9 protein-coding genes are annotated in these 13,559 nt (G+C 71.4%); 3 read left to right on the forward strand and 6 right to left on the reverse strand.

What is annotated here, in order from left to right; translation table 11 throughout:
• Positions 1 to 3 precede the first annotated feature (3 nt).
• The 6 genes from ABZ386_RS10755 to ABZ386_RS10780 all read right to left on the reverse strand — a co-directional run bounded on the left by ABZ386_RS10755 (position 4) and on the right by ABZ386_RS10780 (position 8,232).
• The gene (locus ABZ386_RS10755; RefSeq protein ID WP_358964589.1) at positions 4 to 2,937 is read right to left on the reverse strand and encodes a glycoside hydrolase family 2 TIM barrel-domain containing protein; all 2,934 of its coding nucleotides are present in this window, start codon (positions 2,935 to 2,937) and stop codon (positions 4 to 6) included.
• Positions 2,934 to 3,839, reverse strand: coding sequence for an ectonucleotide pyrophosphatase/phosphodiesterase (locus tag ABZ386_RS10760; RefSeq protein WP_351334033.1), 906 nt, complete (start codon positions 3,837 to 3,839; stop codon positions 2,934 to 2,936). Before ABZ386_RS10760 ends, ABZ386_RS10755 begins: the two co-directional genes overlap by 4 nt.
• A 163-nt stretch (positions 3,840 to 4,002) precedes the next feature.
• A complete protein-coding gene (locus ABZ386_RS10765) occupies positions 4,003 to 4,851 on the reverse strand; it encodes a carbohydrate ABC transporter permease (protein ID WP_351334031.1) in 849 nt (282 codons plus the stop codon).
• A complete protein-coding gene (locus tag ABZ386_RS10770) occupies positions 4,848 to 5,732 on the reverse strand; it encodes a sugar ABC transporter permease (RefSeq protein WP_351334230.1) in 885 nt (294 codons plus the stop codon). Before ABZ386_RS10770 ends, ABZ386_RS10765 begins: the two co-directional genes overlap by 4 nt.
• A gap of 123 nt (positions 5,733 to 5,855) precedes the next feature.
• On the reverse strand, positions 5,856 to 7,133 hold the full coding sequence (locus ABZ386_RS10775) for an extracellular solute-binding protein (RefSeq protein ID WP_351334028.1): 1,278 nt from the start codon (positions 7,131 to 7,133) through the stop codon (positions 5,856 to 5,858).
• 46 nt (positions 7,134 to 7,179) lie between these two features.
• On the reverse strand, positions 7,180 to 8,232 hold the full coding sequence (locus ABZ386_RS10780) for a carbohydrate kinase family protein (protein ID WP_351334025.1): 1,053 nt from the start codon (positions 8,230 to 8,232) through the stop codon (positions 7,180 to 7,182).
• A 149-nt stretch (positions 8,233 to 8,381) separates the two neighbouring features.
• On the opposite strand from ABZ386_RS10780, the gene ABZ386_RS10785 reads away from it, so the two are divergent.
• From ABZ386_RS10785 to ABZ386_RS10795, 3 genes are read left to right on the forward strand one after another with little or no spacing between them, the layout of a single operon-like run.
• Entirely contained in the window at positions 8,382 to 9,146 is a 765-nt protein-coding gene (locus ABZ386_RS10785; RefSeq protein WP_351334023.1) for a DeoR/GlpR family DNA-binding transcription regulator, read from the forward strand.
• A complete protein-coding gene (locus ABZ386_RS10790) occupies positions 9,143 to 10,480 on the forward strand; it encodes a 6-phospho-beta-glucosidase (protein ID WP_351334021.1) in 1,338 nt (445 codons plus the stop codon). Before ABZ386_RS10785 ends, ABZ386_RS10790 begins: the two co-directional genes overlap by 4 nt.
• 31 nt (positions 10,481 to 10,511) lie before the next feature.
• A complete protein-coding gene (locus tag ABZ386_RS10795; RefSeq protein WP_358964591.1) occupies positions 10,512 to 13,553 on the forward strand; it encodes a glycoside hydrolase family 38 C-terminal domain-containing protein in 3,042 nt (1,013 codons plus the stop codon).
• The last annotated feature ends 6 nt before the right edge of the window (positions 13,554 to 13,559 follow it).

Here is a 13,559-nt window from a genome sequence, read left to right on the forward strand (position 1 = left end):
AACTCAGAGAACGCGCAGCGTCCAGCTCCAGCGATGGACACCGGCCGCGACGAGATAGGTGGCGAAGGTGTCGGGCCCGCACGAGGCCGTGCCCAGCCCGCGGTGCGCCGCGTCGATGTGCACCACGCACCCGGCCCGCGGCACCAGTTCGTCGTGATGCGCGACGGCGGCGAGGTCGGCCGCACGATGCCGGGTCACGGAGACCTGACGGGGCCGGTCCAGCCGCACCGCCAGGCCGGTGGCGTCCGGCGCGGACAGCGTGAACCGCCGAACGCCGTGCCGACCGCCGCTCTCCTGGGGCCGCAGATAAGGCGTGAACAGCTCGTCCACCGGCAGCGCGTGATGCCCGACGGGCGCGCCCGCGGCCCGGTCCGGGTACGACTCCCAGGGGCCCTGCCCGAACCACTCCAGCAGGTTCAGCCCGGCGACCGTCTCGAACACCGACCCGACCCGGGCCACGTCGTACAGCGCCTCGGGCAGCTCGGCGCACTCCTCGACGAGCAGCCCGCCCTCGACGGCCGTGAACACCTGCTCGTGCCGGACGGTCCCGCCCGCGCAGCGGTGGTCGGCGACCACCGTCACCCGGCCCGGATCGCGCCGCACGGCGACGACCTCGCGGGTGGGCGCGTCCAGCCCCCAGTCCCGCCAGCGGGCCGCCATGCCGCCCAGTTCGTCGTTGTCGGTCGGGGCGCGCCACAGGGACAGCGTGGGCGCGGCCGTCAGCAGCGGATGGACCAGCAGCCCGTCCTCGTCGACCTCGACCGGCCGGTTCCCGACCGGGGTGTGCGCCACCGGGGGCGCTGCCCGCAGCCGCACCTGGGGCAGGCACACGACCGTGCCGCGCGGCGCCCACGGCTCGTCACCGGCCGTGGTGACCCGCAGCGTCAGCCACGCCTCGCCGCCGTCCTCCGGCAGCGCGAACGGCAGCGGCACCGCGGCCGTCTCACCCGGGCGCAGATCGGGCAGCTCGGCGGGTGCCGTCAGGGTGCCGCCGTCGGCGAGGGCCAGCTGCCACTCGCCGGACAGCCAGTCCAGGCCGCGGAAGTGCTGGTGGTTGCCCAGGACGATGCCCTCGTGCCGGAAGGCCTCGATCCGCACGGGCGCGGCGATCTCCCGGTGCTCGAACATCACCGGCTTGGGGGTGCGGTCGGGGAAGACGACCCCGTCGGCGATGAAGGCGCCGTCGTGGTCCGTCTCCCCGAAGTCGCCGCCGTACGCCCAGCGGTGCCCGGGCGCGGCGACACCGTTGTCGTAGAGCCCGGCGCCCCCACGCCCGGCCGGTCTGCCGTCGTTCACACGCTGGAGGATGCCGTGGTCCCAGAACTCCCAGATGAACCCGCCCTGAAGACCCGGGGTGGCCTCGATGGCCGCCCAATGGTCCGCCAGCGTGCCGTTGCTGTTGCCCATGGCGTGCGCGTACTCGCACTGGATGAGCGGCTTGGTCTGCGTCCCCGACATGGCGTGCGCGATGCACTCCTCCAGCGGGGCGTACATCGGGCAGGCGATGTCGGAGGCCAGGTCGGGGTCGGCCCAGCCGCGCTTGGCCGCGCCCTCGTACTGGAGCGGCCGGGTCGGGTCGTGCCGGCGGACCCAGCCGGCGGCCGCGTCGTGGTTCGCGCCGTAGTCGGACTCGTTGCCCAGCGACCAGATGATCACGGACGGGTGGTTCTTGTCGCGCAGCACCATCCGCGCGACACGGTCGACGAAGGCGTTCAGATAGCGCGGGTCGTCGGCGATCTCGTGCGCGTGGTCGTGGGACTCGATGTCGGCCTCGTCGACGACGTAGAAGCCGAGCTCGTCGGCCAGGTCGTACAGGGCCGGGTCGTTCGGGTAGTGCGCGGTGCGGATCGCGTTGAAGCCGAACCGCTTGAGCAGGACGAGGTCGGCGCGCATGTCGTCGTACGACACCGTCCGGCCGGTCAGCGGATGGAAGTCGTGCCGGTTGACGCCCCGGATGAACACGCGCTCGCCGTTGACGAGCAGGTCCCGGCCGTCGATCTCGACGTCCCGGAAGCCGATCCGGTGGCGCGAGGTGTCGGCGACGGTGCCGTCGGCGCGGTGGAGGCGCACGGTCAGGCCGTACAGCTCGGGCGTCTCGGCGCTCCAGGCGCGCACACCGGGGACGGCGGCCCGCAGCCGGGCCTCGCCCAGGAAAGCGGAGACGCGCTCGTCCTCGGCGTTGGCCCGGTCGAACTCCGCGTCCTGCGTGAGGAGCTGCCCGTCCAGCTCCCCGCTGACGTACCAGCCCTCGGGCAGCGCCCCGCCCGCGTCCCGCACCCGGCAGTCCACCCGCAGGTCCCCGTCCCGCCGGGCGCGCACGCTCACGTCCGCGAGGTGCAGCGGGTCGGTGGCGTACAGCAGCACCGAGCGGGTGATCCCGCCGTGCCACCACTGGTCCTGGTCCTCGATGTGCGAGGCGTCCGACCACTTGACGACGGTCAGGCGCAGGACGGCCCGCTCGCCGGGGCGCACCACGCCCGTCAGGTCGAACTCGGCGGCCAGGTGCGAGTCCTTGGAGAGGCCGACGGGCCGCCCGTCCACGTGCACCAGCAGCACGCTCTCCGCGGCGCCGACCTGGAGCACGATCCGCCGCCCGGTCCACTCGGCCGGCACGTCCACCGCGCGCTCGTACACCCCCGTCGGGTTCGCGGCCGGCACGTCCGGCGGGAACGCGGCGAACGGCATGCGGACGTTGAGGTACCGCGGCAGATCGTCCGTGCCCTGCATGGTCCAGACGCCGGGTACGTACGACGACGACCAGACCTCCCCGGGCGGGGCGTCCGGGGCGGGGAGCAACTGGAAGCGCCAGTCGCCGTCGAGGCAGACGGCTCCGGAGCGCCGGTCCACGGCGTTCATCGGCAGCCGCCCCCAGGAGGTCAGCTCGGGTGCCGCCCAGGGGCGCAGGGCGATCAGGGGATCGGGGAGTGCGTCGGTCATGACCATTCCGAAGTCGGGGCGGTGGGCCGGGCCAGAACGCGCCCCTGCAACTCCCAGGCGGGGTCGGCGGGGATGCCGAGGCGGTCCAGGACGGTCGGGGCGATGTCGATGAGGCGGGGGGTGTCGAGCCGGATGCCTCCGGGCACGCCTGTGCCGCGCGGCTCGGCGAGGATGACGAAGACCTCCCGCTCGGCACGCGTGTCGCCGCCGTGGCCGCCGGTGTCGAGGTGGCCGTGGTCCGTGGTGACCAGCACGGTCCAGTGCTCGTGGGCGGGCCGTGCGGCGATCGCCGCCAGCAGCCGCCCGAGGTGGGCGTCCTGGGCGAGGAGGGCGTCGTCGTAGGCGGCGGAGAGGGGGCCGGTGGCGTGGCCGGCCTCGTCGGTGGCGCCGAAGTACACGAACACGACGTCCGGGTCTTCCTCGGTGAGCCAGCGGACGGCCGTGTCGGCCACGCGGTGGTCCGCGCTCTCGTAGCCGTCGGACTCGCCGTCGTGGCTTACGCGCCTGCCGATGGCGGCGCCGAGGACGCCCCGGTCGACCAGCTCCGGCCAGGACACCACCGCCGCCGTGCGCAGACCGGGCCGGGCGGTGGCGGCGCGGCTGAGGAAGTCGGGGTAGCGGGTGTAGTCGGCGCCGAGGAAGTCGTTGCCGGTCACGCCGTGGCGGTCGGGCCACACGCCGGTGAGCACGCTCGACCAGCCGGGCCCGGAGTCGGTGTAGGCCGGGCCGGCCGACGGTCCGTCGTCGGGCCGGCCGTAGGGCAGCAGGCTGGTGCCGTGCGCTCCCGCGGCCATCAGGGCGTGGAGAACAGGGGCGTTGGCCTGCCGGCGGGTCAGGCGGTCGTGGCGGAGGCCGTCCATGCCGACGACGAGGACCTTGGCGCGTGTGCTGCCGTCCCTCACCGCTCGCCTCCCTCGTCGCTCGTGTCCGCTGCGCCGGCCCGGTCGACCACGAGCTCGGGGCCGCGTGCCGGTTGTCGGCCGCGCGTCCGTCGTGGCTCGTCGCGCAGTTCCCCGCGCCCCTTTCGGGGCGCCGTCCTTCTGGGCGTGTGAAAAGTCCACCGGTTCAGCTGCCTTGCACCGCTCCCTCCGTCGCGCCCGCGATGAAGCCCCGGGCGAAGATCGTGAAGACCACGACCAGGGGGACGGATGCCATGAGGACGCCGGCCATGACCATGCTGTAGTCGGTGGTGTGGCCGACGTGGAGCTGGGCGAGCGCCACCTGGAGGGTGAGGTGGCTCGGGTCGGTGAGCACGACCAGCGGCCAGATGTAGTCGTTCCAGGCGCCGACGAAGGCGTAGATGGCCAGGAAGGACAGCGCCGGCTTGATCATCGGCAGCACGATGTTCCAGTACTGGCGGAAGAACCCGGCGCCGTCGATGCGCGCGGCGTCGAGGAGTTCGTCCGGCACACCGTTCTCGATGTACTGGCGCAGCCAGAAGATGCCGAACGCGTTGGCGAGGGCGGGCGGGACGAGTGCCTTGAGGGTGCCGACCCAGCCGATGTCGGACATGAGGATGAACTGCGGCAGGACGGCCAGCTGGAGCGGCAGCATCATGAAGCCCAGCAGCGTCGCGAACAGCACCCGGCGCCCGGGGAAGTCGAACTTGGCGAAGGCGAAGGCCGCCAGCGAGTCGATGAACAGCACCAGCACGGTGGTGACCGACGCGACGACGATCGTGTTCAGCATCGACCCGAAGAAGTCGATGGTGTCGAGCACGTGCCGGACGTTCTCCAGCAGGTGGGATCCGAAGGTCAGCTTCGGCGGGCTCTTGTAGATGTCCTCGGTGGTGTTCGTCGCCATGACGATCGTCCACACGAACGGGAAGACCGAGATCAGGACGGCCAGGGCGAGGACGATGTGCGCGGTCAGGCCCTTGGGGCGCCGGGACCGCCTGGTGACCGCCGCGGTCATGACTTCCTCCCGCGCTGCACTACGCGCCAGTTGATGACGACCATGACCAGGATCAGGACGAAGAAGGCCCACACGATGGCCGCGCCGTAGCCGTAGTCGTTGTTGACGAAAGCGGACTGGTAGAAGTACAGCAGCGTGGTCAGACCTGCCTGGCCGGGGCCGCCGAGGTTGGGGTTGGCGGCGTTGCTGCCGAACAGGACCTGGGGTTCGCTGAAGCTCTGCAGGCCGTTGATGGTCGAGATGACGACCGTGAACAGGATGATGGGCCGCATGATCGGCATGGTGATCTGGAAGAACGTGCGGATCGGCCCGGCGCCGTCCAGCTTGGCCGCCTCGTAGATCTGGGTCGGGATGGCCTGGAGACCGGCCAGGTAGATGATCATGTTGTAGCCGGTCCACATCCAGGTCATCAGCAGCGCGATGACCAGCTTGATCAGCCACGGATTGCTCAGCCATGGGACCGGCGAGATGCCGACCATGCCCAGGATCGCGTTGACCAGGCCGAAGTTGTTGCTGAACACCGCGCCGAAGAAGATCGACACGGCGACGATCGAGGTGACGTTCGGGACGTACAGGGCGATGCGGTAGAAGCCCTTGAAGCGCCGCACCGAATGCAGCAGCGTCGCCAGCACCAGGGCGCCGAACAGCGTGGGAACGGTGGACAGCACCCAGATCACCAGGGTGTTGCGGATCGACATCCAGAAGACCGGGTCGTCCCACAGGAACCGGAACTGGTCCAGCCCCACGAACTGCATGGTGCCCATGCCGTCCCAGCGCTGGAAGGCCAGGTACAGCGAGTAGAAGACCGGGAAGAACGAGAAGGTGAGGAAGATCAGGAAGAAGGGCGAGATCGCCAGGTACTGCCGCCAGTAGGACAGCACCCGGCGACGCGTCGGCCGCACGGCGCCCGCGGGTGGTGTGCGCCGCGGGCGGAAGCGGGCCGGGCCCGGCCCGCCCAGGTGCCGTGGCACCGCGGCGGGGCCGGTGACCGGAGGGGACGACACCTACTTCACCCCCTGTCGCCGGGCGATCTGCTTGGCCTGGGCGACCGCGTCCTTCCAGGCGTCGTCGGGCTTCACGCCCTTGGCCTCGATACTGGTCAGCGCGGTCATGAAGGGGGCCATGACGGCGGCGTCGGCGGGTGCCTCGTAGGCGGCCGGGATGGCCTTGGCGGCCGGGCCGAAGACCTCGATGACCTTCTGACCGCCGAAGAAGGGGTCGCCGCCCGTCATGGCCGGCATGGAGTACGCGGCCGGCGCGGCGGGGAAGATCGCGGCGTCGGCGAAGCCGCGGGCGTCGTTCTCCGGGCTGAGGATCCAGCTGATGATCTTGAATGCCTCTTCGGGGTTCCGGCACTGCTTGGGCAGGGCCAGGTAGGAGCCGCCCTGGTTGGCCGGTCCGCCGGGCATCGCGCAGACCCGCCACTTGCCCTTGGTGTTCGGGGCGGCCTGCTCGATGTCCAGCGCGTGCCAGGCCGCGCCGAGTTCGGTGGTCAGGCTCTTGCCGATGGCGGCGTTCCAGCTGTTGTCGTTGATCTTGGCGTCGAGGCCGAGGGTGTAGGGGCGGATCGCCGTGTTCCACGCGGCGCGGATGTGGTCCTGGTCGCCGATGAAGCGGTTGTCCCGGTCGATGAACCGCTCGGTACCCTGCCCGACCGCCATGGTGAACACCGAGCTGATGTTGTTGACCAGGTAGGTGCCGGGCAGCTTCTTCCTCAGCTCGGTGCCGAGCGCGAAGTACTCCTCCCAGGTCCCGGCCCGGGCGGCGACCTTGTCGGGGTCGGTGGGCAGCCCGGCCTTGTCGAACAGGTCCGCGCGGTAGAAGAGCGCGGTGGGGCCGATGTCGATCGGGAAGCCGATCTGCTTGCCGTCCTCGGTCCGGGCGAGCTTGGTCTTCCAGTCCAGGTACTTGGACGAGACCTCCTTGAAGCCCAGGTCGTTCAGGTCGAGGAAGCGGTTCGCGTTGGGCAGGAAGGCCGCCATGTCCTCGCCCTTGATGCCGGTGATGTCGGGCACGGAGGTGCCGGCCGCGAGGGTGGTGGTGAGCTTCGACTTGAAGTCGCCGCCGATGGAGGCGACGGTCAGCTTCACGTCCTTGCTGAAGTGCGTCTTCGCCTCGGCGACCACCTTGTCGCTGAGCGCGCCGCCCCAGTACCACATGGTGAGGTTCTTGCCGTTCTTGCTGCCGGCCGAGCCCGATCCGTTGCCGCATGCGACGGTCAGGCCGGAGGCTGCCGCCGTGAGCGCGGCGGCCTGGAGGAAGCCTCTACGGGAAAGGTCCACGGGTCACTCCTGTTGTTGCTGTTCGACGTGCTGAGGGAATCGGGGGTCAGTGCCGCCGTTCGGAGGCGCCCGGACCTACGGGCATGAGGGGGGCCGGCGGGGTGACGGGCGCGTGGCGCACCGGAGGGCCGACGTTGGCCGGGATGCGGTCGGCCAGGAAGCCGTACGCCTGCCGGAGGCCGGGGTCCGTCAGCGAGCGCCACCAGCGGTCGACGCCGTACCAGCCGGGGGCCGCGAGGGCCCCGCCGTGGTGCCGGACGGACAGCCCGGCGGCGAGCACCGCGAACCGCAGCCGCTCCGCCAGCGGCCAGCCGCCGAGCGAGGCCGCGACGAAACTCGCGCCGAAGACGTCCCCGGCGCCCGTCGCGTCCAGGACGTCGGTGTCCAGGGCCGGGACCTCCGCGTACTCGCCGGTGATCTGGTCGACGGCGACGGCGCCGTCCCCGCCCCGCGTCACCACGGCGACGGGCACCAGCTCGGAGAGGGTGCCGAGCGCGGCCACCGCGCTGTCGGTGCGGGTGTAGGCCATCGCCTCGGCCTCGTTCGGGAGGAAGGCGTGGCACAGGGCCAGCTGCTCCAGGAGGGCCGTCGACCACTCCTGGGTGGGGTCCCAGCCGACGTCGGCGTAGATCAGGGTGCCGTTCGCGGCGGACTTGGCGAGCCACTCGCGGGGCTCGGCCTCCAGGTGCACCAGGGCGGTCCGCGCCTCGGGCGGGTCGCCCACCAGCACGTCCTGCGAGTACGGCGGCTCCTGCCCGTGGGTGAGCAGGGCCCGGTCCTGGCCGTAGGCGACGGAGACGGTGACCGGGGTCGGCCAGTCGTCCGCCGTGCGGGAGAGCGAGAGGTCGACGCCTTCCTGGTCGCACAGGACGTCGCGGCAGTGCTCGCCGTAGAAGTCGTCGCCGAACACCGTGGCGAGGGAGGTCTGCAGGCCGAACCGGGAGGCGGCCACCGCGAGGTTCGCGATGCCGCCCGGGCCGCAGCCCATGCCCCTGGTCCAGATCTCCTCGCCCGGCGTGGGCGGCTTTCCGAGCCCCGTGAGGACGAGGTCGTAGAAGAGCAGCCCGGTCAGCAGCACATCGGGCCGGTCGTCGTCCACGGATGCGTCCTCTCGCTCGGGGCCTCGACGGAGATCGTCAAAACTCTTCATTTCGGTGAGCGGAATCGTGCGCCGATCGGAGAGATTGGTCAATACCCGAGCAGAAATGAGCATGGCATTGATTGAAGATGACGAGTAGTGTGCACCGCGTGCTGGCAGAACGACGACACCAACTCATCCTGCGGGCCCTGCGCTCCGGCGGCCCCGCAGCTGTGACCGACCTCTCCGAGCAGCTGGGTGTGAGCCCGGCCACCATCAGGCGTGACCTGGTGAAACTCGAGGAGGACGGCCTGCTGACGCGGGTCCACGGCGGGGCCGTGGTCGAGGAGGGCGACCAGCCCTTCGCCGAGGTCGCCGAGGTGCGCGTGGCCGAGAAGGACGCGATAGCCGCGCGCGCCGCCGAGATGATCACGGATGGTCAGTCGGTGCTGCTGGACATCGGCACGACCGCCTTCCGGCTGGCCCGGCAGCTGCACGGCCGCCGCCTCACCGTGATCACCAGCAACCTGGTGGTCTACGAGGAGCTCGCCGACGACGAGGGCATCGAGCTGGTCCTGCTCGGCGGCATGGTCCGCCGCGAGTACCGCTCCCTGGTCGGTTTCCTCACCGAGGACAACCTGCGCCAGCTGCACGCCGACTGGCTCTTCCTCGGCACCAGCGGTGTGCGGCCCGGCGGGCAGGTCATGGACACCACGGTCGTGGAGGTGCCGGTCAAGCGCGCCATGATCAAGGCCGGTGAGAAGGTCGTGCTGCTCGCCGACGCGGCGAAGTTCCCGGGGCACGGCATGGCGAAGGTCTGCGGTCCCGAGGACCTGGACGTGGTGGTGACGAACGAGCCGGTCGACACGGTGACGCGGGCCTCCTTGCAGGAGGCGGGCGTCGAGGTCGTCGTGGCGGGAAAGGTGCAAGCGTGAGGCTGACGATTCTGGGCGGCGGAGGATTCCGCGTGCCACTGGTGTACGGGGCGCTCCTGGCGGACCACGCCGAGGGCCGGGTGACCCACGTCGTCCTGCACGACCTGGACGCCGGCCGGCTCTCGGCGGTGACGCGGGTCCTCGCCGAGCAGGCGGCCGGTGTCCCCGACGCGCCCGAGGTGAGAGCCACCACCGACCTCGACGAGGCGCTGCGCGGCGCCGACTTCGTGTTCTCCGCGATCCGCGTCGGCGGCCTGGAGGGCCGTGCGAACGACGAGCGGGTGGCCCTGGCGGAGGGCGTCCTCGGCCAGGAGACGGTCGGCGCCGGCGGCATCGCCTACGGCCTGCGCACGGTCCCGGTCGCCGTCGACATCGCCCGGCGGGTGGCCCGGCTCGCGCCCGAGGCGTGGGTCATCAACTTCACCAACCCGGCCGGGCTGGTCACCGAGGCCATGTCCCGCCACCTCGGCGACCGCGTCATCGGCATCTGCGACTCCCCGGTCGGCCTCGGCCGCCGCATCGCCCGCGTGCTCGGCGCGAACCCCAAGGAGGCGTGGATCGACTACGTCGGCCTCAACCACCTCGGCTGGGTGCGCGGCCTGCGCGTCGCCGGCCGCGACGAGCTCCCGCGCCTGCTCGCCGACCCCGACCTGCTCGGCTCCTTCGAGGAGGGCAAGCTCTTCGGCACCGACTGGCTGCGGTCCCTCGGGGCGATCCCGAACGAATACCTGCACTACTACTACTTCAACCGCGAGGCCGTCCGCGCCTACCAGCAGGCCGAGAAGACCCGCGGTGCCTTCCTGCACGAGCAGCAGGCCCGCTTCTACGCCGAGATGCGCAACCCCGAAGCCCCCGCGTGGAAGGTCTGGGACGACACCCGCGCCGAGCGCGAGGCCACCTACATGGCCGAGAACCGGGAGACCGCGGGCGCCGGCGAACGCGACGAGGACGACCTGTCCGGCGGCTACGAGAAGGTCGCCCTCGCCCTGATGCGGGCCATCGCCCGGGACGAGCGCACCACCCTGATCCTCAACGTCCGCAACCAGCACACGCTGTCGGTGCTGGACACGGACGCCGTCATCGAGGTCCCCTGCCTCGTCGACGCCAACGGCGCCCACCCCGTCACCGTCGACCCGCTGCCCGACCACGCCACCGGCCTGGTCTGCGCGGTCAAGGCGGTCGAGCGCGAGGTGCTGGCCGCAGCCGACTCCGGCTCCCGCGCGAGTGCTGTGAAAGCCTTTGCCCTGCACCCGCTCGTCGACTCCGTCAACGTGGCCCGGCGCCTCGTCGACGGGTACACCGCCGTCCACCCCGGCCTCGCCTACCTCAAGTAGAGCCCCAGGAAGTCCTCAGGAGACCTGTCCCATGCATGACGAAAGCCGCCGGATCGAAGAGCGCGTGCAGCGCCTCCACGACCAGCGCATCAAGACCGCGGTCTACGCGGCCACCGTCCCCTTCGAGGTGGAGGCGTGGCAGGCTCCCGGGGAGCCGGTTCCCTTCGAGGAGGCGGCCGCCGCCTCCTACGAGCCGTTCGCGATGGGCACCCCGTGGGGCCCGCCCTGGGGCACCACCTGGTTCCGCATGCGCGGACAGGTCCCCGCGGACTGGGCCGGCAAGCGCGTCGAGGCCGTCATCGACCTCGGCTTCGTCGGCGACTGGCCCGGCAACCAGGCCGAGGCCCTCGTCCACCTCACGGACGGCACCCCGCTCAAGGCGGTGAACCCGCTCAACCAGTACGTCCCCATCGCCAACCCGGCGACCGGCGGCGAGACGGTCGACTACCTGGTCGAGGCCGCCTCCAACCCGGACATCCTCGCCGACAACTTCTCCAAGGTCACGCCCCTCGGCGACAAGCTGACCGCGGGCGACAAGCCCCTCTACACCTTCCGCAGCGCCGACCTCGCCGTCCTCGACGAGGAGGTCTGGCACCTCGACCTCGACGTGCAGGTGCTGCGCGAGCTGATGCTGGAACTCGGCGAGCACGACCCGCGCCGCCACGAGATCGCGCACGCCCTCGACCGGGCCATGGACCTGCTCGACCTGGACGACGTCTCCGGCTCGGCCGCCGCCGTGCGCGAGGCGCTGAAGCCGGTGCTGTCCAAGCCCGCGCACGCCAGCGCGCACACGATCTCCGGCGTCGGCCACGCCCACATCGACTCGGCCTGGCTGTGGCCGATCCGCGAGACCAAGCGCAAGACGTCCCGCACGTTCTCCAACGTCACGTCCCTCGCCGACGAGTACGACGACTTCATCTTCGCCTGCTCCCAGGCCCAGCAGTACGAATGGGTCCGCGACAACTACCCGAAGGTCTGGGCTCGCATCCAGGAGTCGGTCAAGAACGGCCAGTGGGCGCCGGTCGGCGGCATGTGGGTCGAGTCCGACGGCAACCTGCCCGGCGGCGAGGCCGTCGCCCGCCAGTTCGTCCACGGCAAGCGGTTCTTCATGGACCACTTCGGCATCGAGACCAAGGGCGTCTGGCTGCCGGACTCCTTCGGCTACAACGCGGCCTACCCGCAGATCGCCAAGCTCGCCGGCAACGAGTGGTTCCTCACCCAGAAGATCTCCTGGAACCAGACCAACAAGTTCCCCCACCACACCTTCTGGTGGGAGGGCATCGACGGCACCCGCATCTTCACGCACTTCCCGCCGGTCGACACCTACAACGCCCGTTTCAGCGGCGAGGAGATGTCCCGCGCGGTCCGCAACTACCAGGAGAAGGGCGGCGCCTCCCGCTCCCTGGCCCCCTTCGGCTGGGGCGACGGCGGTGGCGGCCCCACCCGAGAGATCATGGAGCGCGCCCGCCGGCTGGCGGACCTGGAGGGCTCCGCGAAGGTCGTCGTCGAACACCCCGACGAGTTCTTCGCCAAGGCCCGCGAGGAGTACCCCGACGCGCCCGTGTGGGTCGGTGAGCTGTACCTGGAGCTGCACCGCGCCACCTACACCTCCCAGGCCCGCACCAAGCAGGGCAACCGCCGCTCCGAGCACCTCCTGCGCGAGGCGGAGCTGTGGGCGACCACGGCCGCGCTGCACGCGCCGGGCTATACCTACCCGTACGAGAAGCTGGACCGGCTCTGGAAGACGGTGCTGCTGCACCAGTTCCACGACATCCTGCCCGGCTCCTCCATCGCCTGGGTGCACCGCGAGGCCGAGGCGGAGTACGCCCGCGTCGCCCGCGAGCTCCAAGCCCTGACGGCCGAGGCGATGGCCGCGCTCGGCACCGGCGGGCCCCGCGTCTTCAACACCAGCCCCTGCGACCGCGCCGAAGTGATCCAGACCGCCGACGGCGCACCGGTGTACGTCCAGGTGCCCGCGAGCGGCTCCGCGCCCCTCACCGACGCCGAGCCCCCGCAGCCGGTGACGGTGAACGGCCGGACCCTCGACAACGGACTGGTCCGCGTCGAGGTCGCCGAGGACGGCACGCTGGCCTCGGTGTACGACCTGCGCGCCGGCCGCGAGGTCCTCGCCGAGCCGGGCAACCTGCTCCGCCTGCACACCGACCTGCCCAACTACTGGGACGCCTGGGACATCGACAAGCACTACAAGAACCGCTACACCGACCTCCTCGACGCCTCGTCCGTCACGGTCGTCGAGCAGGACCCGCTTCTCGGCGCGATCCGCGTCGAGCGGGACTTCGGCAAGGGCTCGAAGATCACCCAGACGATCACCGTCCGCGCCGGCAGCCCCCGCATCGACATCGAGACCGACATCGACTGGCACGAGACCGAGAAGATCCTCAAGGCGGCCTTCCCGGTCGACATCCGCGCCCCGCACTCCTCCGCCGAGATCCAGTTCGGCCACATCCAGCGCCCCACCCACACCAACACCAGCTGGGAGGCGGCCCGCTTCGAGGTCTCCGGCCACCGCTGGGTGCACATCGGCGAACCCGGCTACGGCGTCGCGGTCATCAACGACTCCACCTACGGGCACGACGTCTCCCGCACGGTCCGCGAGGACGGCGGCACCACCACCACCGTCCGCCTCAGCCTGGTCCGCGCCCCGCGCATCCCGGACCCCGAGGCCGACCAGGGCCGCCACCGCTTCACCTACGCGCTGCTGCCCGGCGCGAGCATCGAGGACGCCGTCGCCGAGGGCTACGCCCTCAACCTCCCGCTCCGGGTGGCCGACGCGGCAGGCGCCCCGGAACCCGTCGTCTCCGTCGAGGGCGAGGGCGTGACCGTGGAGGCGGTCAAGCTCGCCGACGACACCTCCGGCGATGTCGTCGTACGGCTCTACGAGTCCCGCGGCGGCCGCGCCACCGGCGTCCTGCGCACCGGCTTCCCGCTCGCCGGCGCCCAGATCACCGACCTGCTGGAGCGCCCGCTGGAGGACGCGGAGATCGCCGACGGAGGTGTCCCCGTCACGCTGCGGCCCTTCCAGATCCTGACGCTCCGCCTGCGCAGGGGCTGACCCTCC

It is taken from the genome of Streptomyces sp. NPDC006140 (assembly GCF_040628815.1).
Taxonomy (GTDB): Bacteria; Actinomycetota; Actinomycetes; order Streptomycetales; family Streptomycetaceae; genus Streptomyces.

Excerpts from the sequence above, each read along its gene's own strand:
- ABZ386_RS10755 (WP_358964589.1), bottom strand. The coding sequence starts at position 2,937 with ATGACCGACGCACTCCCCGATCCCCTGATCGCCCTGCGCCCCTGGGCG.
- ABZ386_RS10765 (WP_351334031.1), bottom strand. The coding sequence starts at position 4,851 with ATGACCGCGGCGGTCACCAGGCGGTCCCGGCGCCCCAAGGGCCTGACC.
- ABZ386_RS10795 (WP_358964591.1), top strand. The coding sequence starts at position 10,512 with ATGCATGACGAAAGCCGCCGGATCGAAGAGCGCGTGCAGCGCCTCCAC.